The organism is Micromonospora sp. NPDC049201 (genome assembly GCF_055586805.1).
Map to the genome: position 1 here is coordinate 420,576 of NZ_JBVJHM010000007.1, position 26,901 is coordinate 447,476.

At 74.0% G+C, this 26,901-nt stretch carries 28 protein-coding genes and 2 pseudogenes; 14 read left to right on the forward strand and 16 right to left on the reverse strand.

What is annotated here, in order from left to right; all coding sequences use genetic code 11:
* The first annotated feature begins 112 nt into the window (after window positions 1-112).
* Genes argJ through argH form a run of 7 tightly spaced genes read left to right on the forward strand, consistent with a single transcriptional unit; the run spans window position 113 to window position 7,594 of the window.
* Window positions 113-1,282, forward strand: coding sequence for a bifunctional glutamate N-acetyltransferase/amino-acid acetyltransferase ArgJ (gene argJ / locus ACZ6O5_RS18015; RefSeq protein WP_465978432.1), 1,170 nt, complete (start codon window positions 113-115; stop codon window positions 1,280-1,282).
* Entirely contained in the window at window positions 1,279-2,217 is a 939-nt protein-coding gene (argB, locus tag ACZ6O5_RS18020; protein WP_465978434.1) for an acetylglutamate kinase, read from the forward strand. The genes argJ and argB overlap by 4 nt, the downstream gene beginning before the upstream one ends.
* Window positions 2,214-3,479, forward strand: coding sequence for an acetylornithine transaminase (locus tag ACZ6O5_RS18025; RefSeq protein WP_465978436.1), 1,266 nt, complete (start codon window positions 2,214-2,216; stop codon window positions 3,477-3,479). Before argB ends, ACZ6O5_RS18025 begins: the two co-directional genes overlap by 4 nt.
* Window positions 3,476-4,402, forward strand: coding sequence for an ornithine carbamoyltransferase (argF, locus tag ACZ6O5_RS18030; RefSeq protein WP_465978438.1), 927 nt, complete (start codon window positions 3,476-3,478; stop codon window positions 4,400-4,402). The genes ACZ6O5_RS18025 and argF overlap by 4 nt, the downstream gene beginning before the upstream one ends.
* Entirely contained in the window at window positions 4,399-4,914 is a 516-nt protein-coding gene (locus ACZ6O5_RS18035) for an arginine repressor (RefSeq protein WP_281939801.1), read from the forward strand. Before argF ends, ACZ6O5_RS18035 begins: the two co-directional genes overlap by 4 nt.
* The gene (locus ACZ6O5_RS18040) at window positions 4,911-6,122 is read left to right on the forward strand and encodes an argininosuccinate synthase (protein ID WP_465978440.1); all 1,212 of its coding nucleotides are present in this window, start codon (window positions 4,911-4,913) and stop codon (window positions 6,120-6,122) included. Before ACZ6O5_RS18035 ends, ACZ6O5_RS18040 begins: the two co-directional genes overlap by 4 nt.
* Before the next feature lie 8 nt (window positions 6,123-6,130).
* Window positions 6,131-7,594 carry an argininosuccinate lyase gene (gene argH, locus ACZ6O5_RS18045; RefSeq protein ID WP_425791704.1) on the forward strand — a complete coding sequence of 488 codons (1,464 nt, stop codon included), beginning with the start codon at window positions 6,131-6,133 and terminating at the stop codon, window positions 7,592-7,594.
* 40 nt (window positions 7,595-7,634) lie between these two features.
* Here the strand turns inward: argH and ACZ6O5_RS18050 are convergent, their stop codons facing one another.
* From ACZ6O5_RS18050 to ACZ6O5_RS18060, 3 genes are all read right to left on the reverse strand, one after another.
* The gene (locus tag ACZ6O5_RS18050; RefSeq protein WP_425791662.1) at window positions 7,635-7,988 is read right to left on the reverse strand and encodes an MmcQ/YjbR family DNA-binding protein; all 354 of its coding nucleotides are present in this window, start codon (window positions 7,986-7,988) and stop codon (window positions 7,635-7,637) included.
* 63 nt (window positions 7,989-8,051) lie between these two features.
* Window positions 8,052-8,486, reverse strand: coding sequence for a DNA-binding protein (locus ACZ6O5_RS18055; protein WP_465978442.1), 435 nt, complete (start codon window positions 8,484-8,486; stop codon window positions 8,052-8,054).
* 222 nt (window positions 8,487-8,708) lie between these two features.
* A complete protein-coding gene (locus ACZ6O5_RS18060) occupies window positions 8,709-9,326 on the reverse strand; it encodes a DNA-3-methyladenine glycosylase (RefSeq protein WP_465978444.1) in 618 nt (205 codons plus the stop codon).
* Between the two features lie 222 nt (window positions 9,327-9,548).
* On the opposite strand from ACZ6O5_RS18060, the gene ACZ6O5_RS18065 reads away from it, so the two are divergent.
* Both ACZ6O5_RS18065 and ACZ6O5_RS18070 read left to right on the forward strand, forming a co-directional pair.
* Window positions 9,549-10,649, forward strand: coding sequence for an LLM class flavin-dependent oxidoreductase (locus tag ACZ6O5_RS18065; RefSeq protein WP_465978446.1), 1,101 nt, complete (start codon window positions 9,549-9,551; stop codon window positions 10,647-10,649).
* A complete protein-coding gene (locus tag ACZ6O5_RS18070) occupies window positions 10,646-11,272 on the forward strand; it encodes a CE1759 family FMN reductase (RefSeq protein WP_465978448.1) in 627 nt (208 codons plus the stop codon). Before ACZ6O5_RS18065 ends, ACZ6O5_RS18070 begins: the two co-directional genes overlap by 4 nt.
* Window positions 11,273-11,302: 30 nt before the next feature.
* Here the strand turns inward: ACZ6O5_RS18070 and ACZ6O5_RS18075 are convergent, their stop codons facing one another.
* Both ACZ6O5_RS18075 and ACZ6O5_RS18080 read right to left on the reverse strand, forming a co-directional pair.
* Window positions 11,303-12,187 carry a universal stress protein gene (locus ACZ6O5_RS18075; protein WP_465978450.1) on the reverse strand — a complete coding sequence of 295 codons (885 nt, stop codon included), beginning with the start codon at window positions 12,185-12,187 and terminating at the stop codon, window positions 11,303-11,305.
* Window positions 12,188-12,331: 144 nt separating this feature from the next.
* A complete protein-coding gene (locus ACZ6O5_RS18080) occupies window positions 12,332-13,231 on the reverse strand; it encodes a universal stress protein (RefSeq protein WP_465978452.1) in 900 nt (299 codons plus the stop codon).
* Window positions 13,232-13,385: 154 nt separating this feature from the next.
* Here ACZ6O5_RS18080 and ACZ6O5_RS18085 point away from each other — a divergent pair, with 154 nt between their 5' ends.
* Complete coding sequence (locus ACZ6O5_RS18085) at window positions 13,386-13,856, forward strand: cyclic nucleotide-binding domain-containing protein (protein WP_107160149.1); 471 nt, start codon at window positions 13,386-13,388, stop codon at window positions 13,854-13,856.
* Window position 13,857: 1 nt separating this feature from the next.
* On the opposite strand, the gene ACZ6O5_RS18090 is transcribed toward ACZ6O5_RS18085, so the two are convergent.
* From ACZ6O5_RS18090 to ACZ6O5_RS18110, 5 genes and pseudogenes are all read right to left on the reverse strand, one after another.
* Window positions 13,858-14,139: a hypothetical protein gene (locus ACZ6O5_RS18090; RefSeq protein ID WP_465978454.1), complete on the reverse strand. Its 282-nt coding sequence runs from the start codon at window positions 14,137-14,139 to the stop codon at window positions 13,858-13,860.
* Window positions 14,140-14,193: 54 nt separating this feature from the next.
* Window positions 14,194-14,967 (reverse strand): pyruvate formate-lyase-activating protein, encoded by a 774-nt coding sequence (gene pflA / locus ACZ6O5_RS18095; RefSeq protein WP_465978456.1) that lies wholly within the window; start codon window positions 14,965-14,967, stop codon window positions 14,194-14,196.
* Entirely contained in the window at window positions 14,964-15,428 is a 465-nt protein-coding gene (locus ACZ6O5_RS18100; protein ID WP_465978502.1) for a glycine radical domain-containing protein, read from the reverse strand. The genes pflA and ACZ6O5_RS18100 overlap by 4 nt, the downstream gene beginning before the upstream one ends.
* Window positions 15,429-15,449: 21 nt before the next feature.
* Window positions 15,450-17,215 (reverse strand): annotated as a pseudogene (locus ACZ6O5_RS18105) (pyruvate formate lyase family protein); the annotation flags it as partial.
* Window positions 17,216-17,303: 88 nt separating this feature from the next.
* A pseudogene (locus tag ACZ6O5_RS18110) lies at window positions 17,304-17,441 on the reverse strand (PEP/pyruvate-binding domain-containing protein); the annotation flags it as partial.
* A 135-nt stretch (window positions 17,442-17,576) separates the two neighbouring features.
* On the opposite strand from ACZ6O5_RS18110, the gene ACZ6O5_RS18115 reads away from it, so the two are divergent.
* On the forward strand, window positions 17,577-18,080 hold the full coding sequence (locus ACZ6O5_RS18115) for a GNAT family N-acetyltransferase (RefSeq protein WP_465978458.1): 504 nt from the start codon (window positions 17,577-17,579) through the stop codon (window positions 18,078-18,080).
* A gap of 10 nt (window positions 18,081-18,090) precedes the next feature.
* Entirely contained in the window at window positions 18,091-18,717 is a 627-nt protein-coding gene (locus ACZ6O5_RS18120) for a hypothetical protein (RefSeq protein WP_465978460.1), read from the forward strand.
* A 7-nt stretch (window positions 18,718-18,724) separates the two neighbouring features.
* Here the strand turns inward: ACZ6O5_RS18120 and ACZ6O5_RS18125 are convergent, their stop codons facing one another.
* Together ACZ6O5_RS18125 and ACZ6O5_RS18130 are read right to left on the reverse strand one after the other, a co-directional pair.
* Complete coding sequence (locus tag ACZ6O5_RS18125; RefSeq protein WP_465978462.1) at window positions 18,725-20,263, reverse strand: FAD-dependent monooxygenase; 1,539 nt, start codon at window positions 20,261-20,263, stop codon at window positions 18,725-18,727.
* An 83-nt stretch (window positions 20,264-20,346) separates the two neighbouring features.
* Window positions 20,347-20,961 (reverse strand): TetR/AcrR family transcriptional regulator, encoded by a 615-nt coding sequence (locus tag ACZ6O5_RS18130; protein ID WP_465978464.1) that lies wholly within the window; start codon window positions 20,959-20,961, stop codon window positions 20,347-20,349.
* 186 nt (window positions 20,962-21,147) lie between these two features.
* Here ACZ6O5_RS18130 and ACZ6O5_RS18135 point away from each other — a divergent pair, with 186 nt between their 5' ends.
* Entirely contained in the window at window positions 21,148-22,515 is a 1,368-nt protein-coding gene (locus ACZ6O5_RS18135) for a hemolysin family protein (protein ID WP_465978466.1), read from the forward strand.
* Between the two features lie 70 nt (window positions 22,516-22,585).
* Here the strand turns inward: ACZ6O5_RS18135 and ACZ6O5_RS18140 are convergent, their stop codons facing one another.
* From ACZ6O5_RS18140 to ACZ6O5_RS18155, 4 genes are all read right to left on the reverse strand, one after another.
* Window positions 22,586-22,903 (reverse strand): PRC-barrel domain containing protein, encoded by a 318-nt coding sequence (locus tag ACZ6O5_RS18140; protein ID WP_465978468.1) that lies wholly within the window; start codon window positions 22,901-22,903, stop codon window positions 22,586-22,588.
* Window positions 22,890-23,270, reverse strand: a complete 381-nt coding sequence (locus tag ACZ6O5_RS18145) for a hypothetical protein (protein WP_107160171.1) — start codon at window positions 23,268-23,270, stop codon at window positions 22,890-22,892. Before ACZ6O5_RS18145 ends, ACZ6O5_RS18140 begins: the two co-directional genes overlap by 14 nt.
* Entirely contained in the window at window positions 23,267-24,493 is a 1,227-nt protein-coding gene (locus ACZ6O5_RS18150) for an NRAMP family divalent metal transporter (protein ID WP_465978470.1), read from the reverse strand. The genes ACZ6O5_RS18145 and ACZ6O5_RS18150 overlap by 4 nt, the downstream gene beginning before the upstream one ends.
* Before the next feature lie 82 nt (window positions 24,494-24,575).
* The gene (locus ACZ6O5_RS18155) at window positions 24,576-24,965 is read right to left on the reverse strand and encodes a PaaI family thioesterase (protein ID WP_465978472.1); all 390 of its coding nucleotides are present in this window, start codon (window positions 24,963-24,965) and stop codon (window positions 24,576-24,578) included.
* Between the two features lie 102 nt (window positions 24,966-25,067).
* On the opposite strand from ACZ6O5_RS18155, the gene tyrS reads away from it, so the two are divergent.
* Window positions 25,068-26,351, forward strand: a complete 1,284-nt coding sequence (gene tyrS / locus ACZ6O5_RS18160) for a tyrosine--tRNA ligase (protein ID WP_465978504.1) — start codon at window positions 25,068-25,070, stop codon at window positions 26,349-26,351.
* Window positions 26,352-26,901: the final 550 nt, after the last annotated feature.

Below are 26,901 nucleotides of genomic sequence, written 5' to 3' on the forward strand. Positions count from 1 at the left end.
GCGAGGAGTGCAGCGAAGCGGAGCCCCGCAGTCGCGAACGAAAGGAAAGCCCCGTGAGCGCGAGGAGTGCAGCGAAGCGGAGCCCCGCAGTCGCGAACGAAAGGAAAGCCCCGTGACCGTCACCACCCCCCGCGGCTTCCGCGCCGCCGGTGTCGCCGCCGGCCTCAAGACCTCCGGCGCCGACATCGCCCTGGTCGTCAACGACGGGCCGGACGCCGGCGTCGCCGGGGTCTTCACCGCCAATCGGGTGAAGGCCGCCCCGGTGCTCTGGACCCAGCGGGTCGTGCACGGCGGCGTGGTCCGGGCGGTGGTGCTCAACTCCGGTGGCGCGAACGCCTGCACCGGCCCGGCCGGCTTCCAGGACACCCACGCCACCGCCGAGCACACCGCCGCCGTGCTCACCGGCAGCAGTGCCCGGCTGATCGTCGGCGCCGGCGAGGTCGCGGTCTGCTCCACCGGCCTGATCGGCGAGCGGCTGCCGATGCCGAAGCTGCTGCCCGGCGTCCGAAACGCGGTGCGCGCCCTGTCCCGCGACGGTGGCCGGCCGGCCGCCGAGGCGATCATGACCACCGACACCCGGCCGAAGACCACGGTGGCCCCCGGCAGCGGCTGGACCGTCGGCGGGATGGCCAAGGGCGCCGGCATGCTGGCCCCGGCCATGGCGACCATGCTCTGCGTGCTCACCACCGACGCGGTGGCCGGGCCGGACGTGCTGGACGCCGCGTTGCGGGCCGCCACCCGGGTCACCTTCGACCGGGTCGACTCCGACGGCTGCATGTCCACCAACGACACCGTGCTGCTGCTGGCCAGCGGCGCCTCCGGCATCGAGCCCAGCCTCGCCGAGCTGACCGACGCGGTGACCGCCGCCTGTCACGACCTGGCCCGGCAGTTGATCGCCGACGCCGAGGGCGCCACCAAGCAGGTCGCGATCGAGGTGGTCGGCGCGGCGAGCGAGGACGACGCGGTCGAGGTGGGGCGCGCGGTGGCCCGCAACAACCTGGTCAAGACCGCGCTGTTCGGCAACGACCCGAACTGGGGCCGGATCCTCGCCGCCGTCGGCACCACCGCCGCCGCGTTCGAACCGGACGAGGTCGACGTGGCGGTCAACGGCGTCTGGGTGTGCCGGGGCGGCGCCGCCGCCGAGGACCGGGCCAAGGTGGACCTCGCCGGCCGCGACGTCGCCATCCGCATCGACCTGCACGCCGGCGCCGCCGCCGCGACCATCTGGACCAACGACCTGTCGCACGGGTACGTGCACGAGAACTCGGCGTACTCCACATGATGAGTGACAACCTCACCCGCGCCCAGGCCAAGGCCGCCACGCTGATCGAGGCGCTGCCCTGGCTGGCCCGGTTCGCCGGCGCCACCGTGGTGGTCAAGTACGGCGGCCACGCGATGACCGATCCCGAGCTGCGGCGGGCGTTCGCCGCGGACATGGTCTTTCTCCGGTACGCCGGCCTCAAGCCGGTCGTGGTGCACGGCGGCGGCCCGCAGATCTCCGCCATGCTCGACCGGCTCGGCATCGCCAGCGAGTTCCGGGGCGGTCTACGGGTCACCACCCCGGACGCCATGGACGTGGTGCGGATGGTGCTCGTCGGGCAGGTCGGCCGGGAACTGGTCGGGCTGGTCAACGCGCACGGCCCGTTCGCGGTCGGGCTCTCCGGCGAGGACGGCGGGCTGCTCACCGCGGTACGCCGACCGGCGTACGTGGACGGGCAACCGGTCGATGTCGGGCAGGTCGGCGACGTGGCGTCGGTGGACGTCTCCGCGGTCACCGACCTGATCGCGGCCGGCCGGATCCCGGTCATCTCCACTGTCGCGCCGGACGTCGACGGGGTGCTGCACAACCTCAACGCGGACACCGCCGCCGCCGCGCTCGCGGTCGCGCTCAAGGCGCGCAAGCTGGTCGTCCTCACCGACGTCGCCGGCCTCTACGCGGACTGGCCGGACACGACGAGCCTGGTCAGCGAGATCACCGCGGACGACCTGGCGACGCTGCTGCCGTCCCTGGAGTCGGGCATGGTGCCGAAGATGGAGGCCTGCCTGCGGGCGGTGCGCGGGGGAGTGCCCGCCGCGCACGTCGTCGACGGCCGGGTCGCCCACTCCACGCTGCTGGAGGTCTTCACCTCGGAAGGGTTCGGAACGATGGTCGTGAGCGCGAGGAGCGAGCTTGCGAGCCCCGCAGTCGCGAACAGGGAAGGCACGGTCGATTCATGAGCACGCTGGTGCGGCGCTGGGGCGCGACCATGATGGACAACTACGGCACGCCGCCGCTGGCGCTCGTCTCGGGCGCCGGCGCCGTCGTGGTCGACGAGACCGGCCGGGAGTACGTCGACCTGCTCGGCGGCATCGCGGTCAACGCGCTCGGCCACGCCCACCCGGCGGTGGTGGCCGCCGTGTCGAAGCAGGTCGCCACGCTCGGCCACGTGTCGAACCTGTTCGTCGCCGAGCCGCCGGTCGCGCTCGCCGAGCTGCTGCTCGCGCTGGCCGGCCGACCCGGCCGGGTCTTCCTCGCCAACTCCGGCGCGGAGGCGAACGAGGCCGCGTTCAAGCTCTCCCGGCTCACCGGTCGACGGCACGTGGTGGCCACCCACGGCGGTTTCCACGGCCGGACCATGGGCGCGCTGGCGCTCACCGGCCAGCCGGCCAAGGCCGACCCGTTCCGCCCGCTGCCCGGCGACGTCACCCACGTGCCGTACGGCGACGTCGACGCGCTCGCCGAGGCGGTCACCGATGCCACCGCCATGGTGATCGTCGAACCGATCCAGGGCGAGAACGGAGTGGTCGTGCCGCCGCCCGGCTACCTCACCGCGGCCCGGCGGATCACCGCCGCGCACGGCGCGTTGCTGGTGCTCGACGAGGTGCAGACCGGCGTCGGCCGCACCGGGCACTGGTTCGCCCACCAGGCCGAGGGCGTCGAGCCGGACGTGGTCACGCTGGCCAAGGGGCTCGGCGGCGGCCTGCCGCTCGGCGCCTGCCTGGCCTTCGGCCGGGCCGCCGACCTGCTCACCCCCGGCTCGCACGGCACCACGTTCGGCGGCAACCCGGTCAGTTGCGCCGCCGCGCTCGCGGTGATCGCCACGATCGCCAACGAGGGGCTGCTCGACCACGTCACGCGCATCGGTGCGCGGCTGCGGCGCGGCGTCGAGGCGCTCGGGCACCCGCTGGTACGCGAGGTGCGTGGCGCCGGCCTGCTGCTCGGCGTCGTGTTCGACCGGCCGGTGGCCGGCGCGGTGTCGACCGCGCTGCGGGAGGCCGGTTTCCTGGTCAACCCGGTGCAGCCGGGCGTGGTCCGGCTCGCCCCGCCGCTGATCCTCACCGTCGAGCAGGCCGACGCGTTCCTCGCCGCGCTCCCCGCCGCGCTCGACGCCGTCCCCGCCGACACCACCGTGCCCGCCGGGGCGACCGCGACCGTCCCCGCCGAGGCGGCAACCGTCTCCGCGCCCACCCCCGCAAGCCGCACGGAGGCCCCCGCATGATCCGCCACTTCCTGCGCGACGACGACCTCACGCCGGCCGAGCAGGCCGCCGTGCTGGACCTCGCCGCCCGGATGAAGACCGACCGCTACACCCACCGGCCGCTGGCCGGCCCCCGATCGGTGGCGGTGCTGTTCGACAAGCAGAGCCTGCGCACCCGGATCTCGTTCGACGTCGGCATCGCCGAGCTGGGCGGTCATCCCCTCGTGGTGGACACCCAGGTCACCCACTTCGGCCGGGGCGAGACGCTCGGTGACGCCGGCCGGGTGCTGTCCCGCTACGTCGCCGCGATCGTGCTGCGGACCCACGGCGACGACCGGATCGCCGAGGTCGCGGCGCACGCCACCGTGCCGGTGGTCAACGCGCTCACCGACACGTTCCACCCCTGCCAGTTGCTGGCCGACCTGCTCACCGTGCGGGAGCGGTTCGGCGCCACCGCCGGGCGGATCCTGGCGTACGTCGGTGACGCGGCGAACAACATGGCCCACTCGTACCTGCTGGCCGGCGCGACCGCCGGGATGCACGTCCGGATCGCCGGCCCGGCCGGGTTCCAGCCGGACCCGGAGATCGTGGCCCGCGCCGAGAAGATCGCCGCCAGCACCGGCGGCTCGGTCGACGTGCACACCGACCCGGTCGAGGCGGTACGCGGGGCGCACGTGGTCGCCACCGACACCTGGACGTCGATGGGGCAGGAGGCCGACGGGCAGGATCGGGTCACCCCGTTCCGGCCGTACCAGGTGAGCGACGCCCTGCTCGACCACGCCGCGGCGGACGTGATCGTGCTGCACTGTCTGCCCGCCCACCGGGGCGAGGAGATCACCGACGAGGTGCTCGACGGGCCGCGCAGCGCGGTGTTCGACCAGGCGGAGAATCGCCTGCACGCCCAGAAGGCGCTGCTGACCTTTCTCCTGGAGGCATCCACATGACCGCCCCGCTGACCCGCGCCGCCCGGCACGCCCGCATCGTCGAGCTGATCCGCGACGGCGCCGTCCACTCGCAGACCGAGCTGGCCGACCTGCTCGCCGGCGACGGCATCCAGGTCACCCAGGCCACGCTCTCCCGTGACCTGAAGGAACTGGGCGCGGTGACCGCGCGCGGCGGCGACGGGCGGGGGGTCTACCTGATCCCCGAGGACGGCCACCGGCCGCTGCGCGACGCCGAGGGGGCACCCGCCCGGCTGGTGCGGCTGCTGCGGGAGCTGCTCAACGGCGTCGACGCCAGCGGCAACATCGCCGTGCTGCGCACCCCGCCGGGCGCCGCGCACTACCTGGCCAGCGCGTTGGACCGGGCCGGCCTGTCCGAGATCGTCGGCACCATCGCCGGCGACGACACCATCCTCGTGGTGGCCCGCGAGGCCGACGGCGGCGCCGCGCTGGGCGACCGGCTCGCCGCGTGGGCCCGCCGGGACGAGACCGTGGAAGGGAACACCACACCATGACCGAGCGGGTCGTCCTGGCGTACTCCGGGGGTCTCGACACCTCCGTCGCCATCCCGTACCTGGCCGAGCAGACCGGCGCCGAGGTGATCGCGGTCGCGGTCGACGTCGGCCAGGGCGGCGAGGACATGGACGTCATCCGGCAGCGCGCGCTGGACTGCGGCGCCGCCGAGTCCGAGGTGGTCGACGCGCGCGACGAGTTCGCCGCCGACCACTGCCTGCCGGCCGTGCGGGCCAACGCGCTCTACATGGACCGCTACCCGCTGGTCTCCGCGCTGTCCCGGCCGCTGATCGTCAGGCACCTGGTGGCCGCCGCGCGCCGGCACGGCGGCACGATCGTCTCGCACGGCTGCACCGGCAAGGGCAACGACCAGGTCCGGTTCGAGGTCGGCCTGCACGCGCTCGCCCCCGACCTGAGGGTCGTCGCACCGGCCCGGGACTACGCCTGGACCCGGGACAAGGCGATCGCGTTCGCCGAGGAGAAGGGGCTGCCGATCGACGTGACGGCCCGGTCCCCGTACTCGATCGACCAGAACCTGTGGGGCCGGGCCGTGGAGACCGGCTTCCTGGAGGACATCTGGCACGCGCCGGTCGAGGACCTGTACGCGTACACCGCCGACCCGGCCGAGGAACGCGACGCCGACGAGGTGGTGATCACGTTCGACGCCGGCGTCCCGGTCGCCCTCGACGGCGAGACGGTCACCCCGTACCAGGCGATCCTGGAGCTGAACCGCCGCGCGGGGGCGCAGGGCGTGGGGCGGCTCGACATGGTCGAGGACCGGCTGGTCGGCATCAAGAGCCGCGAGGTGTACGAGGCGCCCGGCGCGATCGCCCTGATCACCGCGCACCAGGAGCTGGAGGCGGTCACCGTCGAACGGGACCTGGCCCGGTTCAAGCGCGGTGTCGACCAACGCTGGGGCGAGCTGGTCTACGACGGACTCTGGTTCTCCCCGCTCAAGCGGGCGCTGGACGCGTTCGTCGAGGAGACCCAGCGGCACGTCAGCGGCGAGGTGCGGCTGACGTTGCACGGCGGCCGGGCGGTGGTGACCGGCCGGCGCTCCGAGGTCGGCCTCTACGACTTCGGCCTGGCCACCTACGACACCGGCGACACGTTCGACCAGTCGCTCGCGACGGGCTTCGTGCGGCTCTGGGGGCTGCCCAGCGCGATGGCCGCCGCACGGGACGCCCGGTGGGACGGGGCGCGGTCGTGACCACCAGAATGGGAGGGGTGGACGACAAGAGCCTGACCGAGAACAGCGCCGCCGCCAACCGGACGAGCCTCTGGGGAGGTCGGTTCGCCGGCGGACCCGCCGAGGCGCTCGCGCGGCTGTCGGTGAGCGTCCAGTTCGACTGGCGTCTCGCCCCGTACGACATCGCCGGTTCCCGGGCGCACGCCCGGGTCCTCGCGGGCGCCGGGTTGCTCGACCCGGACGAGTTGGGGCGGATGCTGGCCGCGCTGGACGACCTGGAGGCGGCCTGCGCCTCCGGGGCGTTCCGCCCCACCGTGGACGACGAGGACGTGCACACCGCCCTGGAGCGCGGCCTGCTGGAGCGGCTGGGCAGCCTCGGCGGCAAGCTGCGCGCCGGCCGCTCCCGCAACGACCAGGTCGCCACCGACCTGCGGCTCTATCTGCGCGACCACGCCCGCGGGGTGGCCGCCCGGCTGGTCGAGTTGGCCGAGGCGCTGGTCGAGCAGGCGGAGCGGCACGTGGACACCGCCGCTCCCGGCATGACGCATCTCCAGCACGCCCAGCCGGTGACGTTCGGGCACTGGCTGCTTGCCCACGTGCAGCCGCTGCTGCGGGACCTGGACCGGCTGCGCGACTGGGACGAGCGGGCCGCGGTCAGCCCGCTCGGCGCCGGCGCGCTGGCCGGCTCCGGGCTGCCGCTGGACCCGATGGCGGTCGCCAAGGAGCTGGGTTTCCGCACCTCGTTCGCCAACTCGATGGACGCGGTCGGGGACCGGGACTTCGTGGCCGAGTTCCTCTTCGTCACCGCGATGGTCGGCGTGCACCTGTCCCGCCTGGGCGAGGAGGTGGTGCTCTGGACGTCGCAGGAGTTCGGCTGGGTCGAGCTGGACGACTCGTTCGCCACCGGCTCGTCGATCATGCCGCAGAAGAAGAACGCGGACATCGCCGAGCTGGCCCGGGGCAAGTCCGGCCGGCTGGTCGGCGGCCTGATGAGCGTGCTCACCATGCTCAAGGGCCTGCCGATGACCTACGACCGGGACATGCAGGAGGACAAGGAGCCGGCGTTCGACGCGGTCGACACGCTGGAGTTGCTGCTGCCCGCGCTGGCCGGGATGATCTCCACGATGACGGTCCGGGTGGACCGGCTCGTGGCCACCGCGCCGTCGGGCTTCTCGCTGGCCACCGAGGTCGCCGACTGGCTGGTCCGCCGGCACGTGCCGTTCCGTGACGCGCACGAGATCACCGGGAGGCTGGTGGCGCTCTGCGCGGCCCGGGACTGCGCGCTGGACGAGGTCTCCGACGCCGACCTGACCGCGGTGAGCGAGCACCTGGACCCCTCGGTGCGCGACGTGCTCTCGGTGCGTTCGGCGCTCGCCGCCCGCACCACCCCCGGCTCCACCGGCCCCGGGCCGGTCGCCGACCAGCTCGCCACCGCCGCCGACAAGCTGGCCGGCTGGCGCGACTGGGCGGCCGAGCAGGTCGTGCCCCGCTGACCGGGACGCCCCGCGTGGTGGTCCGGCCACCGCGCGGGGCTCAGGCCGTCGGCCGCTCCCGCTTCGGCAGCTTGGCCACCACCGCGTCGTACGACCCGTCGGCGGCCTCGATCAGCTCGTCGTCGGGGATGCCACCGTCCAGCCGTAACGTGTTCCACCCGGACCGGCCGATGTAGGGCGAGGGCCGGGCGTCGGCCGGGAACCGGTGCAGCCACTCGTCGGCCACCTCCCGGGACGGCCCGCACTTCACCCCGAGCCGGGCCGCACCGTCGGGCGAGCCGAGGAACGCGAAGATCCGGCTGCCCACCTTCACCACCTCGTCGGCCTCCCACGGCCGGTCGAGCCAGGCTCCTGGCTTGGCCAGGCAGTAGGCAAGCATCTCCTCGCGCGTCATCGCGTCCTCCCGTGCCGTCGTCGTCCGGCACAGTCTCGCCCGAAGCTGTGACAGCGGGCGGAATCAGTCGCCGGTGCCGGTGCGGACGGTGAGCCGCTCGTAGCGCTGCCGGGCCGCCTGGGCGCTGCCCAGGCCCAGCCCGAACGCGATCGCCTGCCAGGTCATGCCCCGGCCGCGGGCCACCTGCAACAGCCCGGCCTCCAACACGTCCACCTCGGCCCGCACGTGCGGGATCAGGGTCAGCGCGGCCATCAGGTCGGCCTGGTCGACCGGCTCCTCGCCCGCGGCCAGCTCCGCGCCGCCGGCCAGCGCCATCACCAGCGTGGCCGCCTCGTAGGCGTCGGGCACGTCGGGGTGCGCGTAGCGCCGCCGGCGGGCGTTCGTGCCGGCGTGCCGCTCGGCGATGCGCACCAGTGCCGCGTAGTTGCGGTGGGCCCGCGCCTGGGCAGCATCCGGCGCGGTGAACGGGTCGTTGTCCACGGTGACCATGCCGTCCATCCCACACCCCAGAACGGGCTGTTGTCAACACCCCGTTGAAAGTCATTCGCACGCAACACCGTGCCCTCCCGGTTCAGACGCCCCCGGAGCGCCACAGGTTGCGAAAACCGCCCACCGGTCCCACCCGAACCGCGGTCGATCAAGGAGTTCGCGTCGCCGTACGGCGTCCCCCGGGCGCAAACTCCTTGATCAACGGGGTGAGGGTGGGTGGGTGGGTGGGTGCTAGGGGGGTGTGGGTTGGCGGCGGCGGGGGGTGTGCCGGCGGTAGACGCTCACGCTCGGCTCGTCGGCCAGCCAGAACCGCCACGGCAGGTCGTGTGCGGCGGCCACCCCGACCCGGGGGCCGGCGACGATCCGCGCCGGGTCGACCGGGCTCTCCGGCGGGGCCAGCAGCAGCGGGCCGGTGCCGTCGACCGCGTTGGTGCCGTTGGCGTCCCGGTCGAGGCCCAGCGCGGTCACCAGCCGGGCCGGGCCCCGGGCCAGGTCCCGGTCCGAGGCGCGGGGCCGCCGCTCGCGGGCCGTGTCGACGCCGTCGACCACCGCGCCGGCGCGCAGCAGCACCGCCGCCGCCTCGCCGTCGCGGCCACAGACGATGTTGGCGCACCAGTGCATGCCGAACACGAAGTACACGTACACGTGCCCGGCCGGGCCGAACATGACCCGGTTGCGCGGGGTCGGCCCCCGGTGGGCGTGCGACGCGGGATCCTCACCGGTGCCGGCGTACGCCTCCACCTCGGTCAGCCGCACGCGGACGCCGTTCGCCGACACGGTCCAGCCGAGCAGGGTCCGCGCGGTGTCCGCGATGTCCGCGGCCGGCGCGTCGAGCCAGGGGTACGTCATGGCCGGCAAGCGTATCCGCCGAACCAGACGCTCGCCCGGGGTCCGCCCCCGCGGCGATCTTGCAGTTGTCGCCCTCCGACAACGGGATGAAGGGGGCGTTGCGGGGGCCGCAAACGCAAGATCGATGGAGGGTGGGCGGGTGTTGGAATAGTTGACTCGTCAAATAGGTTGTGCGGGACGATGTCGGGCCGGCCGGTCCGGATCTCACCCGAGGAGCTGGTCATGCAGTTCGGAATCTTCACCGTCGGTGACGTCACCGTCGACCCGACCACCGGGCGGCTGCCGTCCGAGCGTGACCGGATCAAGGCCATGACCACCATCGCGCTCAAGGCCGAAGAGGTCGGTCTGGACGTCTTCGCCACCGGTGAGCACCACAACCCGCCGTTCGTGCCGTCGTCGCCGACCACCATGCTCGGCTGGATCGCGGCCCGCACCGAGCGGCTGATCCTGTCCACCTCGACCACGCTGATCACCACCAACGACCCGGTCAAGATCGCCGAGGACTACGCGATGCTCCAGCACCTGGCCGACGGCCGGGTGGACCTGATGATGGGTCGCGGCAACACCGGCCCGGTCTACCCGTGGTTCGGGCAGGACATCCGCAACGGCATCCCCCTCGCGATTGAGAACTACGACCTGCTGCACCGGCTGTGGCGCGAGGACGTGGTCGACTGGAAGGGCCGGTTCCGCACCCCGCTCCAGTCGTTCACCTCGACCCCGCGTCCGCTCGACGGCGTACCGCCGTTCGTCTGGCACGGCTCGATCCGCAGCCCCGAGATCGCCGAGCAGGCCGCGTACTACGGCGACGGCTTCTTCGCCAACCACATCTTCTGGCCCAGGGAGCACACCGAGCGGATGGTCGGCCTCTACCGGGAGCGGTTCGCGCACTACGGCCACGGCTCGCCGGACCAGGCGATCGTCGGACTCGGCGGGCAGGTCTTCGTGCGCCGCAACTCGCAGGACGCGGTGCGCGAGTTCCGGCCGTACTTCGACAACGCCCCGGTCTACGGGCACGGCCCGTCGCTGGAGGAGTTCACCCGGGAGACGCCGCTGACCGTCGGCAGCCCGCAGCAGGTCATCGACCGGACGCTTGGCTTCCGCGAGTACGTCGGCGACTACCAGCGGCAGCTCTTCCTGATGGACCACGCCGGCCTGCCGCTGAAGACGGTGCTGGAACAGCTCGACCTGCTGGGCGAGGAGGTGGTCCCGGTGCTGCGCAAGGAGTTCGACTCGATGCGTCCGGTGCACGTGCCGGAGGCGCCCACCCACGCCGCCCTGCTGGCCGCCCGGGACGCCGCGACGAGCCCGGAGGAGGCGCGATGACCCGGCGTACCCTCGCGGTCGTCTCGGCCGGTCTCGGCCAGCCCTCGTCCACCCGCCTGCTCGCCGACCAGCTCGCCGCGGCCACCCGCGACGACCTGGTCGGCCGGGGGGCCGACGTGGAGCTGCGCCCGGTGGACCTGCGCGAGCACGCCCACGACGTGGTGAACCACCTGCTGACCGGCTTCGCGCCCACCGCCCTGCGCCGCACGCTTGACGCCGTCGCGGCGGCGGACGGGCTGATCGCCGTCACCCCGATCTTCAACGCGTCCTACAACGGGTTGTTCAAGTCCTTCTTCGACGTGGTGGACCGCGACGCGCTGGCCGGCACGCCGGTGCTGGTCGGGGCGACCGGCGGCACCGCGCGGCACTCGCTCGCGCTGGAGCACGCGGTCCGGCCGATGTTCGCCTACCTGCGGGCGGTGGTGCTGCCGACAGCGGTCTTCGCCGCGCCCGAGGACTGGGCCGGTGACGACGGCGACAGCGCGTTGCGGGCCCGGATCCGGCGCGCCGCGGCCGAGCTGGCCGAGCAGGTGGACCGTCGCCCGGCCGTGTCCGGGCCGGCCGACCCGTTCGCCCTCACCACCGACTTCGCCGCGCTGCTGGCCGGCCACGACCCGACCTGATCGGGCTCGCCCGGCGTCCGCCGGCCGGCGTCAGTCGTCGGCCGGCTCCGGACGGTGGGCGATCAGCACCGGGCAGTGGGCGTGCTGCACCAGGGCCTGGCTGACCGAGCCGAGCAGCAACCCGGTGAAGCCACCCCGGCCCCGGGAACCGACCACCACCAGCGACGCGTCGGCGCTCGCCTCCCGCAGCGCGGTCTCCGGGGAGGCGGCGACGACGGGGCGTTCGGTCACCCGCAGTTCCGGGTGGGCCTCCCGGATCCGAGCGGCAGCCGCGCCGAGCAACTCGGCCGCCTCGGCCCGCTCCGCGGTGGTCGCCTCGGCCGCGACCTCCGGGGCCGGCGCGCCGCGCTCCGGCGCGCGCACGTGCGTCAGCACCAGCTCCGCGTCCCGGCGGTCGGCCTCGTCCGCGGCGAGTTCGACGGCGTACGCCGCGGACTCGGAGCCGTCCACCCCGACCAGGACCGGACCGTCGACCGGGATCGGCTGCTCCGCCGGCCGCACGACGAGCACCGGACAGTGCCCGTGCTGGGCGAGCTGCGCGCCGACCGAGCCGAGCAACAGCCCGGCGAAGCCGCCCACCCCCCGGCTGCCCACCACCACCAGCTCCGCCCGGCGGGACTCCTCGACCAGCGTCGCGCCGGGCCCGCCGGCGACCTGGCGCACCTCCACCCGCAGCCCGGGGTGCCGGTCGGCCAGCTCGGCGGCGACCCGTTCGAGCATCTTCTCCGCCGCCGCGGTGGGCGCGGGCACCCCGAGGTCGTACGGGTTGAGCGGCACGCCGTAGCCGAGCGGGTGCAGGTAGCCGTGCACCAGCAGCAGCGGCCGGGCGCGTGCGACGGCGGCCACGGCGGCCTGGTCGGCGGCGGTCAGGCTGGACGGCGACCCGTCCACCCCCGCCACGACGGGTCGGTTCATCGGACGATCCCTCCGGTCGACTCAGGCCATTGTGGCCGTCAGCCGTCCCGCGAGCGGGCGCCGCCACGCCCGGCCCGGCCCGGCGGGGGCCCGCCCGTCGCGTTCGCGGCGGACGGGCCCGGCTGTCCCGCGGCCGGGGCCACGTCAGCCCCGGGGGTGCCGGACGACGGCCAGCGGGCTGCGGCAGTGGTGCAGCACCGCGTGGCTGACCGAACCGAGCAGCAGCCCGCCCAGGCTGCCCCGGCCGTGCGCGCCGACCACGGTGAGCTGCGCCGCGCCGGATTCCTCGACCAGCACCCCGGCCGGCGACGCGGCGGCCACCAGCCTCGGCCGCACGGCGACCTCCGGGTAGCGCTCGGACCAGCCGGCCACCGCCTCCGCGAGCACCCGCTCCTCGTCGGCGCGGAGCTGCCGCGGGTCGTACCGCAGGGGCATGACGTCGCCGTACGCCTCGCGGAGGCCGACCGGCGGCGGGTACAGCCAGGTGTGCACGACGACCAGTTCGGCGCCGCGCCGCGCCGCCTCGGCGAAGGCAAAGCCCACCGCCTCGTCCGACACCGGCGAGCCGTCCACGCCGACCACCACCGGGCCGGTGGCGCGAGCCTCGCCCCGGCTGACCAGCACCGGACAGTCGGCGCGGGCGGAGAGCTGCACCGCCGCGGAGCCGACCAGCAGCTCGGCGAAGCCGCCCAGACCGCGGTGGCCCAGCACGAGCAGCGCCGCGTCGCGGCTCTCCCGCAGCAGCACCGCGACCGGACCGCCGTCGGTCACCGTGCCGGTCACCGCGAGGTCCGCGTCGATCTTGCGAGCCTCCTCGACCGCCTCGGCGACCAGCTTCCCGGCCTCCCGCCGCACCTCGTCGTCGGGGAGCACGACGGCGACCGGGCCGAGCGGGGTACCGACCGGCTGCCACCGGAACGCGTGCACCACCCGCAACGGCCGGTGCCGCGACGCCGCCTCCCGCGCGGCCAGCCGGACCGCGTCCAGCGCCGACGGGGAACCATCCACGCCCACCACGACGGGGGCGCCGGATCTGTCGGTCATCACGTCCTCCTTCGTCCACCTCCAGCCTGGACCCGGCCGTCGCGGCGGGGCAGAGGCGACCGCCCGCGCGGCGCGGGACCATCGGCCCTGCCGGATCGCGGCGCGGTGGGGTGCAATGAGGTGCCGACTCCCACCTGCCGATAGTGGAGGCGCGATGACCCCGCTGGAGATGCTCCGCGTGCACCCGTTCCTGGCCGGGCTGCCGGACGAGTGGCTGCCGCCGCTCACCGGCTACGCCCGCCCGGTGGCCTGGCATCCGGGGCACCGGCTGTTCCGGGCCGGGCAGCCGGCCGAGCGGTTCTGGCTGGTCCGGGACGGCCAGGTGGCGCTGGACTTCCCGGTGCCCGGTCGTGGCGACGTGGGGATCGAGACGATCGGCGCGGGCGGGGTGCTCGGCTGGTCCTGGCTGTTCCCGCCCTACCGCTGGCAGTTCGGCGCGGTGGCCACCCGGCGCAGCACGGCGGTGGAGTTCTCCGCCGAGGGGGTACGCCGGCTGATGGGGTCCGACGACACGCTGGGCCGGCAGCTCACCGCCCGGTTCATGAGCGTCGTGGTGGACCGGCTCCAGGCGTCCCGGGTGCGCCTGCTCGACCTGTACGGCTATCCGACGGCCGCGGCGGGCTGACTCACCCGGCGGCGGAGCCGCGCCGGATCACCAGCTCGTCCACCTCGAGTCGACCGATGCGCAGCTCGCGGACCACCGCGCGGCGCACCACCAGCCGGCCGACCACGAGCGCGCCCACCGACACGGCGCCGAGCGCCAGCGCGCCCACCGCGAGCGCGCCCACGGCCGTACCGCCGAGGGCCCGCGCCCCGGTCGCCTGGGCGCCGGTGGCCTGCGCGCCGGTGGTCCGCGCGCCGGTCGCGACCAGGCCCCGGAGACGCGAGGTGCGGTGTGCGGTCGACATGCCGCCATCGTAGTGCGGGCCGGGACCCTCGCGCGGCCCCCCGCCACCGGAGGGTCAGGTGACGGTGAGGCCGCGCGCGGCGAACTGACCGCGGACCCGGGCCAGCAGCTCCGGGTCCGGCGGCGCGGTGTCGGCGAGCGGGAAGGCGAGGCCCAGCTCGGCGTACTTGTGCGCGCCGAGCCGGTGGAACGGCAGCACCTCGACGCGTTCCACAGCGGTCAGCCCGGCGGCCACGTCCGCCACCCGGGCCACCTCGTCGACCGCGTCGGTCAGGCCCGGCACCAGCACGTACCGGATCCACATCGGCGTGCCCCGGTCGGCCAGCCGCCGGGCGAAGCGCAGCGTCGGCGCGAGCCGGCCGGTGCCGGTGACCCGGCGGTACGTCTCCGGGCGCCCGGCCTTGACGTCCAGCAGCACCAGGTCGGTGGCGTCCAGCAGCGCGTCGTCGGCCCGGTCGCCGAGGAAGCCGGAGGTGTCCAGCGCGGTGTGCAGGCCGAGCGCGTGGCAGCGGCGCAGCAGCTCCCCGGTGAAGCGGGGCTGCAACAGCGGCTCGCCGCCGCTGACCGTGACGCCGCCGCCGGCCACCTGGACGAACCGGCGGTACCGGGCGATGGTGGCGACCATCTCGTCCACCGTGCGCCGCCGGCCGCTGCGCGCGTACCAGGTGTCCGGGCTGTGGCAGTACCGGCAGCGCAGCGGGCAGCCGGCCAGGAAGACCACGAACCGGGTCCCCGGCCCGTCCACCCCGATCGAGGTGTCCCAGGAGTGCACCGCCCCGTCCGGGACCGGCGGCGCCGCGCCCGGCGCCACCGGCGGCCGGCCGGTCACAGCGACCCGTGGAACGTCCGGGACACCACGTCCCGCTGCTGCTCCGGCGTGAGCCGGACGAAGTTCACCGCGTACCCGGAGACCCGGACGGTGAGCTGCGGGTACCGCTCCGGGTGGGCCATCGCGTCGAGCAGCGTGGCGCGGTCCAGCACGTTCACGTTGAGGTGGAACCCGCCGGCGTCGGCGTACCCGTCGAGCACCCCGGCCAGGTTGGTGATCCGCTCCTCGCGGGTGTGCCCGAGGCCGTCCGGGGTGACCGTGCCGGTCAGCGAGATGCCGTCGCGGGCCGCGTCGTACGGCAGCTTCGCCACCGACAGCGCGGCGGCGACCAGGCCATGGGTGTCCCGGCCGTTCATCGGGTTCGCGCCCGGCGCGAACGGCTCGCCGGCCCGCCGCCCGTCCGGCGTGTTGCCGGTGTGCCTGCCGTAGACCACGTTGGACGTGATGGTGAGCACCGACATGGTCAGCTCGGCGTCACGGTAGGTGCGCTGCCGGCGCAGCTTCGCCGCGAACGTCTCGACCAGCCACACCGCGATCTCGTCGGCCCGGTCGTCGTCGTTGCCGTAGGTCGGGAACTCGCCCTCGACCGCGTAGTCGACGGCCAGCCCGGTCTCGTCGCGCAGCACCTTGACCCGGCCGTACCGGATGGCCGAGAGGCTGTCCACGGCGACCGAGAGGCCGGCGACGCCGGTGGCCATGAACCGCCGCACCGGGTGGTCGTGCAGCGCCATCTCCAGCCGCTCGTACGCGTACCTGTCGTGCTGGTGGTGGATCACGTTCAGCGCGTCCACGTACGTCTGCGCCAGCCAGTCCAACACCCGGTCGTACGCGGCCAGCACCTCGTCGTGGTCGAGCGTCTCGCCGCCGACCGGCGGGGTGGGCGGGGCGACCTGCTCCCCGGTCAGCTCGTCCCGGCCGCCGTTGATCGCGTACAGCAGCGCCTTGGCCAGGTTCGCCCGGGCGCCGAAGAACTGCATGTCCCGGCCGACCCGCATGGCCGACACGCAGCAGGCGATCGCGGTGTCGTCGTCGTACGCCGGACGGATCAGCTCGTCGTTCTCGTACTGGATGGCGCTGGTGTCCAGCGACACCTGCGCGCAGAACCGCGTGAAGCCGTCCGGCAGCCGGGGCGACCAGAGCACGGTCAGGTTCGGCTCGGGCGCCGGGCCGAGGTTGTAGAGCGTCTGGAGATAGCGGAACGTGGTGCGGGTGACCAGCGGCCGGCCGTCCGCGCCCATCCCGCCGAGCGACTCGGTGACCAGGTCGGGTCGCCGGAGAAGAGCTGGTCGTACTCGGGGGTGCGGAGGAAGCGGATGATCCGCAGCTTGATCACGAAGTCGTCGACCAGTTCCTGCGCGCCGGTCTCGTCCAGCCGCCCCTCGGCGACGTCCCGCCGCAGGTAGACGTCGACGAAGCCGGCGGTGCGGCCGAGCGACATGGCGGCGCCGTTCTGCTCCTTCGTGGCGGCCAGGTAGGCGAAGTAGAGCCACTGGATCGCCTGCTGGCCGGTGGCGGCGGGACGGGAGATGTCGAAGCCGTACCCGGCGGCCATCTCCTTCAGCTCGCCGAGCGCCCGGATCTGCTCGGCCAGCTCCTCCCGGTCCCGGATCACGTCGTCGGTGCTGCGCCGGCCGTCCAGCGCCACCCGGTGGGCGCGGCGTTCCTCGATCAGCCGGTCCACCCCGTACAGCGCCACCCGGCGGTAGTCGCCGATGATCCGGCCCCGCCCGTACGCGTCGGGCAGCCCGGTGACGATGTGCGAGCGCCGGGCGGCGAGCACCGCCTCCGGGTACGCGTCGAAGACCGCGTCGTTGTGGGTGCGGCGGTACCGGGTGAAGATCTCGTGCACCCGCGGGTCGGGTTCCCGCCCGTACGCCCGCAGCGCGGTCTCCACCATCCGCAGCCCGCCGGCCGGCATGATCGCCCGGCGCAGCGGCGCGTCGGTCTGGAGCCCCACGATCAGCTCCCGCTCCCGGTCCACGTAGCCGGGGGCGTGCGCGGTGATGGTGGACGGGGTGGCCGCGTCGATGTCGTACACGCCGCGGCGTCGCTCCTCGGGGAACATGGCGCGCAGCCGGTCCCAGACCGCGAGCGTCCGCTCGGTCGGTCCGGTCAGGAACGACGCGTCCCCGAGGTAGGGCTCGTGGTTGCGGTGGATGAAGTCGGCGACGTCGATGGTCTCGCGCCACGACCCGTCCCGGAAGCTCCGCCACGGGTCCACGGTGTGCTGGTTGCCGTTCACGCTCACTCCCTCGGTTCCGCCCGACCTTCCCTCTCCACCCTCCCGCCGCGCGCCCCGGCCCGGCAGAGCCCTCGGTCCCCACCCTCGGGACCTACGCCCCGCTGGTGACGGTGAACCCGGGCGGCACCGGCAACCCGAGCCGGGTCATCTCGGCCAGGTTGGCGCCCTTGCCGCCGAGCAGGTCGGCCCGGCTCCGGTCACCCTCGATGAAGTCGTAGACGTCCTTCCGCATGGTCCGGCCCCCTCGACTGCGTGGTTCCTCCTCCTTGGTAGCGGCCCGGCCGGCCGCCCCGGCAGGGCCGGACGGGACCCGGGACGGGCCGGAGGTCCCGACCGGTGTCGGTGGGTCCGCGTATCGTTCCCGGCCGTGACCCCCGCTGTGGAAATCCGTCCGGTCCGGGACGACGACCTGCCCGCGTTCTTCGCCCACGAGCAGGACCCGCAGGCCAACTGGATGGCCGCGTTCGGTCCGAAGGACCCGGCGGACCGGGCCGCGTTCGACGCGCACTGGGCGCGGATCCGCGCCGACGAGCGCATCCTCAACCGCACGATCGTCGCCGACGGCGAGGTGGTCGGCCACGTGGCGGCGTTCCCGGTCGACGACCGGACCGAGGTCAGCTACTGGATCAACCCGGAGCGCTGGGGGCGCGGCCACGCCACCGCCGGGCTCACCGCGCTGCTGCGGGAGCTGCCGCAGCGGCCGGTGCGGGCCCGCGCCGCGAAGGACAACGCCGCCTCGCTCGCGGTGCTGCGCAAGTGCGGCTTCGTCGTGGTCGGCGAGGACGCGGGATACGCTCCCGGCCGCGGCGTCGAGGTCGAGGAGTGGGTGCTGGAGCTGCCCGCCGAGGCGCCTGACCAGCGCGACCACTAGTGTCCCCGGGGTGAACTGGCTGGAACTCGTCGGCTGGGCCGGCTCCGCGCTGCTGGTCTGGTCCCTGCTGCAGACGCGCATCCTGCGGCTGCGCGCGCTCAACCTGGTCGGCTGCCTGATCCTGATCGGCTACAACGCCGCCCTGCACGTGTGGCCGATGGTCGGGCTGAACGTGGTGCTCACCGTGATCAACGTGTGGTACCTGCGCAAGCTGCTGGCCACCCGGCACGACGAGCAGACCTACCAGGTGGTGGAGGTGGGCACCGGCGACGCGTTCCTGGCCCACACGCTGCGGGTGCACGCCACCGACATCGCCCGGTTCAACCCGGCGTTCCGCTGGGACCCGGCCGCCGCCGACCACTCGGCGTTCCTGGTGGTCCGCGCCGACGAGGTGGTCGGCGTGATGGTGTCGCACGCCGAGGCCGGCGGGGTGGCCCAGATCGACCTGGACTACGTGACCCCGCCGTTCCGCGACTTCACCCCCGGCGAGTTCGTCTACCGGCGCAGCCGCCTCTTCACCGACCGGGGCTTCCGCCGGGTGGTCAGCCCGCCGGGCATGGTCGCCCCCTACTACCACCGGCTCGGCTTCCGCCCGGAGGGCGGCGCGTACGTGCTGGACCTGTCCGCCCCGGTCTGAGCCGAGGTCAGGCCGGTGCGCTCGCGTGGTCGCGGGGCCGGCCGAACCAGCGGGTCAGCGCGGCGCGCAGCCCGTCCCGGTCCGGTGCCGCCGCCTCGGACGCCCAGGCCAGGTAGCAGTCCGGGCGCAGCAGCAGCGCGGTCGAGGCGGTGCCCGCCAGCCGGCCGTCGACCACGTCGACCCGGTCCCGCCAGGGCCCGGCGGTCCCACCCAGCGTGCCGGTGCCGTCGAGCAGCAGCGGGCGCGCGTCCCGGGTCAGCTCGGCCAGCCGCACCGGCCCGGTGTCGCGGTGCACCACCAGGTCCGGCGCCCAGGTGCCGACCGGCGGCCCGTCCGGTCCCGGGTCGTAGCGGATGTCCGCGCCGGCCATCAGCGCGGCCACCTGCCCGGCGTTCCCCGGCCGGGCGAGCAGCTCGCCGACGAGTTCGCGCAGCGCGGTGACCTCGGGGCCCGGCGCGATCAGCGCGGACTGGGCCTGGGTCGACATGGTCACCCGCCGGGCCGCCGGTCGGCGTTCGGCCTCGTACGTGTCGAGCAACCCGTCCGGGGCCCAGCCGTGCAGCCGCGCGGCCAGCTTCCAGCCGAGGTTCACCGCGTCCTGGAGGCCGAGGTTCAGCCCCGGCCCGCCGATCGCGGAGTGGACGTGGGCGGCGTCGCCGAGCAGCAGCACCCGGCCGGCCCGGTAGCGCTCGGCGAGCCGGGTGTTGCCGCCGGCCAGGCGGCGCAGCAGGTGCGGACCGGGCCCGGCAGGCGGGCCGAGCGGCACCTCGACCCCGAGCACCCGGGCCACGCTGGCCCGCATCCCGTCGAGCGTCAGCGGCACGTCCGCCTCCGGGGTCGCCGGCCACTCGACGGTGCTGACCAGGGGCGCCCGGTCGGGAAACGGCGCCCAGACGATCAGCCCGTGCTCGGTGCGGGTGTGCTGGAACGGCGGCACGACCCCGTACCCGGGCACGACGAGACCGCCGGTGGCCGGGTCGACCAGCTCCGGTGGCACGCCGACCTGGGCGGTACGCGAGACGGACCGGTCCGTGGTGACGCCGGGGAAGCCGATGCCGGCCAGCTTCCGCACCGTGCTGCGTCCGCCGTCCGCGCCCACCAGGTAGCGGCAGTCGAGCGTGCCGCCGTCGGCGAAGTCGACCTCCACCCTGTCGGAGCGTTGCCGCAGCGCGGTCACCTCGCACCCGCGGCGGAGCGGCACGCCCAGTTCGGCGACCCGTTCGGCGAGCACCCGCTCGACCTGCCGCTGGGGCACCGCCAGCCCGTACATCGGGTTGTCCGCGACGGCGGTCAGGTCCAGCGGCAACGCGCCGAAGACGAACCCGGGCGTCGGCCGTGGCGGCGCGGCGGAGCCGGCGAGGCGCTCGTGCAGGCCGCGCCGGTCGAGCATCCGGACGACCTGGCCGACCAGCCCGTTCGCCCGGTTCTCGGTGGTCGGCGCGGTCAGCCGGTCGCACACCACGGGCTGGACGCCCGCCAACGCCAACTCACCCGCGAGCATGAGCCCATTGGGCCCCGCCCCCACCACAACCACATCAACCACCACAGTTCCTCCAGGGATGAAAGGCCGGGCCCCCTGTTAACGCCTCCGGTCGAGAAGGGTCCCCTTCTCACGGGGGGCGGGGTGGGTCAGCGCGGCGGGGGCAGCCCGGCGGCGAGCTGGGCCAGCGCGTCGGAGAGCAGCCGATCCATCGGCTCGGGGCGCTCGGCGCGCAGGTAGTGCCGCATGGCCGCGCCGACGCCCGCGTTGACCGCGGCGGCCACCAGGTGCGGATAGAGATCGTGGCCGGCGTCGGTGCCGGTGCGCTCCGCGACGGCCTCGGCCAGTTCGGCGGCGGCCACCGCGCCGGCCCGCAGCATCTCGCCCTGCAACGCCGGCTCGGCGAGCATCACCCGCAGCCCGGCGACCCACTCCTCGTGGGCGCCCGGTGGCGACTGCTCGACCTCCGGACCGGGTGCCCACGAGGTGAGGAACGCCGCCTCGATGGCACGCCAGAGCGGCTCGCCGGCCGGCCGGGCGCGGAGCGCGTCCACCACCCGGCGGCTGCGGTCCAGGTGTCGGGCGGAGATCGCCTCGGCCTTGCTGGCGAAATAGTTGTTGAACGTCCGTGGGGACACGCCGGCGGCCTGCGCGATGTCCTCCACCAGCACGGCGTCGTAGCCGCGCGTCACGGTCAGGCGGATGGCCGCCCAGCTCAGCGCCGCTCTGGTCGCCGCCTTCTTGCGTTCCCGCAGCCCGCTCACGCACCGACCGTAGCAAAAAATGCGTGGCACGCAAATATGCGGAGCCCGCAAGATTCTGTCAGGTCAGGAGAAGCACAGGATTCAGGCACGAGCCGGCGGGGCACAGAGGGGCCACGTCGACCGGGTCTGCCGGCCGGCGAGTCGGCCATCGGCCGACCCGGATCGGGTCGAGGGAGACAACCGGTCGTGCAGAGCTACTGGAGCCAGTTGGCCCTGGTCGGGGTGCTGGTCATCGTCAACGCGGCCTTCGCCGGCAGCGAGATGGCCCTGGTGTCGCTACGCGACAGCCAACTGCAACGGCTGGAGCGCAGCAGCCGCGCCGGCCGCACCCTCGCCCGGCTGGCCAAGGACCCGAACCGGTTCCTCGCCACCATCCAGATCGGGATCACCCTCGCCGGCTTCCTCGCCTCCGCCGCCGCGGCCGTCTCCCTGGCCCGCCCGCTGGTGCCGCTGCTCGGCGTCTTCGGCGACGCCGCCGAGACGGTCGCCATCGTCGCGGTAACCCTGGTGCTCACGTTCGTCACGCTGGTCTTCGGCGAGCTGGCCCCCAAGCGCATCGCCATGCAGTCCGCCGAGCGCTGGGCGCTGGTGGTGGCCCGACCGCTGGACGTGCTGGCCAGCCTCACCCGGCCGGCGGTCTGGCTGCTCGGCGCGACCAGCGACATGGTGGTCCGCCTGTTCGGCCTCGACCCGAAGCACGAGCCGGAGGAGATCGGCCCGGACGAGCTGCGCGACATCGTGGCCGGCAACCACGGCTTCACCAAGGAGCAGCGCACCATCATCGCCGGCGCGGTGGAGATCGCCGACCGGCAGTTGCGGGCCGTCCTCGTACCCCGGTTGCAGGTCTTCACGCTCGACAGCGGGACCACCGCGGAGGCCGCGCGGCTGGTCCTGGCGGCGACCGGGCACTCCCGGGCGCCGGTGGTCCGGCACGGCGGCCTGGACGACGCGGTCGGCGTCATCCACCTGCGCGACCTGGTCGGCGTCCCCGACGACCGGCCGGTCGACGACATCGCCCGCCCACCGATGCTGCTGCCCGACTCGCTGTCCGTGGTCGACGCGCTGCGCCAGTTCAAGGCCGAACGCCAACACATCGCGCTGGTGGTGGACGAACGCGGCGCGGTCGACGGGATCGTGACGCTGGAGGACATCCTCGAGGAGATCGTCGGCGAGATCTACGACGAGACCGACCGCGACCTCCAGGCGGTCCACACCGAGGCGGACGGCACGCTGGTGCTGCCCGGCACCTTCCCGGTGCACGACCTCACCGATCTCGGGGTCGACCTGCCCAACCGGCCCGCCGGCGACTACACCACCATCGCCGGGCTGGTGCTGATCTGCCTCGGGCACATCCCGACCGTGGCGGGGGAGCAGGTCGCCGTGGACGGCTGGGAGCTGACCGTGGCCGGCGTGGACCAGCGCGCCATCGTCGAGGTGCACCTCCGGCGCCGTCCCCGGCGCGAGCGGAACAACGGCGACGACGCGGACGGCACCGAGCCGGCCGACGACGCCGACCCGGCGGACACCCCGGAACTCGACGAGGCACGCCGCTGACGGTCCCGCCGCCCCGCGCCGGTCACCCGGCGCGGGAACCGGCCCCTGCGGCGTCCGGCGCGGGGTCGGCTCAGCGCCGGTCGGTGGGTGGGCCGAACGGGAAGCCGGCCACCGGCGGATGCAGCCGCACCGCGTCGGCCGGCACCTGGTGGGTGCTGCGCCCCACCAGCCGGGCGACCGCCCGCAGCAGCCACGGCCCGGCCGGGTGCAGCTCCGGCCCGATCAGCCGACTGGTCACCCGGGTCCACCAGTGCCCGGCCACGATCACGTCGGTGATCCGCAGCCGCTCCGGCGGCCAGCCCCCGCGCACCACCACGTCCACCACCCGGCCCAACCGCCGCCCGTGCAGGTCGTACGCGGTACGCCCGAGCAGCTCACCCGCTCGCACGGTACGCCCCCGGGATCCGCTCGATCAGGTGGCGGCGCAGCCAGGACTCCACCGGTGAGGACGGCAGGTCCGCGGCCCGGCAGCGCAGCCGGACCGCGCTGTCCACCCGGGCCACCACCGCCAGCGGCACCCGCAACGGCGGCACCGGCGGATCGTCGGTGAACCGGTCGGCGACCGCCACCAGCAGCCGCCCGACCCGGCCGCCGATCCGCTCCCCGAGCGCGCCCTGGCCGGTGAGCAGGCTGTCCACGTACGGGTAGCCCGCCCCGTCCACCGCGAACGCGATGTCGTCCACGCGCCCCACCAGCCGGCCCTCGGCGTCGACGATCTGCCGGTCGAGCAGTTGCCTGGCGAGCTGGACCCTCATCGCCCCATCCCCGTCATGATCGCCAGTGGGATCGCCGCCACCGAGGCGGCGACGATGAGCAGCAGGAACACGGCGCCGAGCAGGTTCGCCCACCACCCGTTGACCCGGTCCCCGAGGTAGGTGCGATCGTTGGCCACCACCAGGATCGGCAGGTAGGTCAGCGGCAGCACCACCGCGCTCAGCACCAGCATGTACTCGGTCAGCCGCACCGGGTCCACGGTCGTCATCAGCATCACCACACCGAGCAGCAGACCGAGCAGCAGCACGCTGTGGAACCGGGCCGCCTCCCGCGGGCTGACCCGCTTGCCCCACTGCCAGCCGAAGTACTGCGCCGCCGCGTACGCCGCCGACAGGCCGGTCTCCAGCGCCGCGCCGAACGTCACCGCGAAGAACGCCAGCACCGCGGCGACCAGACCGGCGCCGCCGAGCGCGGTCGCCACCGGCCGCGCCACCTGGTCGAGCGAGGTCAGGGACGCACCGGACGGGTGGTAGGCCACCGTCGCCACGGCGATCAGCGACAACGCCAGGAAGCCGCCCACCGGGAAGCCGATCAGGACGTTCGAGCGGGCGCGCGCCAGGTCGGCCGGGCTCCACCGCTCCTCCACCCCACCGGAGGAGAAGAAGAAGACCTCGTACGGGCTGACCGTGGACGCGAACAGCGCCACCGCCACGAACCAGTACAGCGGCCAACCGTGACCGGCCGAGCTGACCCGCCAGGCGCCCTGCCCGAGTTCCGCCCAGTCGGTCGGCAACGCCACCAGCGCGATCGCGAAGACCAGCAGCGCCAGCCCGGCCAGGCCGAAGATCCGCTCCATCAGCTCGAAGCGCATCCGCCACAGCACCAGCCAGACCGCCAGCGCGGCCAGCGGCACCCAGAGCAGGTGGCTGAGCCCGGTGGCCAGCGTGAGCGCCAGCGCCACCCCACCCAGCTCCGCGGCCAGCGTCACGACCGTGACCAGCCACGACGCCACCAGGTTGAGCAACGCGACCCGGGGCCCGAGCCGCTCCCGGACCAGGTCGAACACCGCCCGACCGCTCACCGCCGCGATCCGGCCGGCCATGTCCGCGTACGCGCAGATGCCCACCACCCCGACCAGCAGCACCCAGGCGTGGGCCATGCCGAAGAGCGCACCGGCCTGGCTGGCCGCCACCAGGTCGCCGATGTCGACGAAGCCGCCGATGGCCGAGAGCACGCCCAGCGTGGCGGCGAGCAGCTTCCTCACGTCGGGTCGGGCGCGGCTGGTCTCATCGACGCGACGATATCGGCGTCAGTGCCCCGTTATCGTAGGAATCGTGCAGCCGACGTCAGTCGGCGGTGAGGTTCTGCAACCGCACCTGCCCACGGGCGACCAGCCGGGCGTCGCTGTCGGTGATCTCCACCAGCCACAGTTGCTGACTGCGGCCCCGGTGCACCGGCGTGCCGACCGCGGTCAGCTCGCCGTCGCGGACCGCGCGCAGGAAGTCGGTCTGGTTCGACACCCCGACGACCCGGCCCCGGTCGCCCAGCCAGAGCGAGCCGCCGACGCTGGCCGCCGTCTCCACCACCGAGCAGTAGACCCCGCCGTGCTGGATCCCGTGCGGCTGGTGCAGCTCCGGGCGGACCCGCCAGCGGATCACCACCCGGTCGGCGCTGGCCTCGTCCAACTCAAGCCCCAGCAGGGCCACGTAGCCCCCGGTCAGGTCCGGTGTCTCCACCCTGGTTCCTCCTCGCGCTCGACGGCGCCGCCAGCCTAGTCGGCGCCGCCGTCGGCAAACCCGGTACGGCCCCGGGCCGGGGATGGGGGAGAATCGGTGACCGTGACCGACAGCAACCTCCCGCCGGGGCGGGACTCCCTGACCGAAGACCTGCTGTGGCGGGGCCTGATCCAGGACTCGACCGGCCCCGACGAGCTGCGTGTGCTGCTCGACGGCCCGAGCGCCACGTTCTATGTGGGCTTCGACCCGACCGCCCCCAGCCTGCACGTCGGCAACCTCATGCAGGTCGTCACCGCTCGCCGGCTCCAGCTCGCCGGGCACCGGCCGCTGCTGCTGGTCGGTGGCGCCACCGGTCAGATCGGGGACCCCAAGGAGAGCGCCGAGCGGACGCTCAACCCGCCGGAGGTCATCGCCGGCTGGGTCCGGCGCATCCGGGACCAGCTCTCGCCGTTCGTCACGTACACCGGCGACAACGCGGCCCGCATGGTCAACAACCTGGAGTGGACCGGCGAGATGTCGGTGGTGGAGTTCCTCCGGGACGTCGGCAAGCACTTCCCGGTGAACAAGATGCTGGCCCGCGAGGTGGTCAAGGCCCGGCTGGAGAGCGGTATCAGCTACACCGAGTTCAGCTACCAGCTCCTCCAGGCCAACGACTTCTTCGAGCTGCACCGCCGGCACGGCTGCCAGCTCCAGTACGGCGGCTCGGACCAGTGGGGCAACATCACCGCCGGGGTGGACTACGTCCGCCGGCGCGGCGCCGGCCCGGTGCAGGCGTTCACCACCCCGCTGGTCACCAAGTCGGACGGCACCAAGTTCGGCAAGAGCGAGACCGGCGCGGTCTGGCTCGACCCGGAGATGACCAGCCCGTACGCCTTCTACCAGTTCTGGCTCAACGCCGACGACCGCGACGTGACCCGTTACCTGCGGTACTTCAGCTTCCGGTCCCGGTCGGAGCTGGAGGAGTTGGAGAAGGCCACCGCGGAACGTCCGCAGGCGCGGGCGGCCCAGCGGGCCCTGGCCGAGGAGCTGACCACGCTGGTGCACGGCGAGCGGGAGACGGCCCAGGCGATCGCGGCGAGTCAGGCGCTGTTCGGGCGGGGGGCGCTGGACGAACTGTCGCCGGAGACGCTGCGGGCGGCGCTCGCCGAGGCGGGGCTCGTGCCCGTCGACGAGCTGCCGGACGTCGCCGGCCTGCTCAAGGAGTCAGGGCTGGTCCCGAGCATGAAGGAGGCCCGGCGGGTGATCGCCGAGGGCGGCGCCTACGTCAACAACGTCCGGGTCGCCGAGGTCGACGCGACGGTCTCCGACGCCGACCTGCTGCACGGCCGCTACCTGGTGCTGCGCCGGGGGAAGCGTTCGTTCGCGGGTGTTGAGCTGCGGGGATAGTCGACCGTCGACGATGTGACGGGGGACGCGCCCGGCGGATTTGACGATCAATCCGTCGGGCGCGTAACTTTCTCTCTGCCAGCGCGGAACGGACGAACAGGGCGAAAGACCTGGGAGGCCGGAGCGCAGGACCTGGAAACCGGGTGGTGCCCCGGATCCGCCGGGAGGCGGATTTGGTGAGGCGGAACCGACCGGGTAAGGTTATCGGCCGGCAGGGAAACGGACGGGCCAGCGGGAGACCGCGAACGGCCGTCCTGCCGAATTCCTCGACGCGACCGACGCGAGTCGGCCGAATCGTGGTGCCCGGCAAAAAGGCGATGCACGACAAACTGGCAAACACCGGTTTGACACGGCGGAAACCACCGGGTAACGTAGTAAAAGTGCCCGGCGCGAGAGCGGCGGGGATGTGAACGAAATGCCCCGGGTCGGGGGCCTCCTGGTGGGGGTTTCCGGTGTGGTGTGTGGTTGTTCTTTGAGAACTCAACAGGGTGCTTGATAAGCCAGTGCCAATTGTTTTATACCCCGGACTGGTCGGGCTTTGGTCTGATTG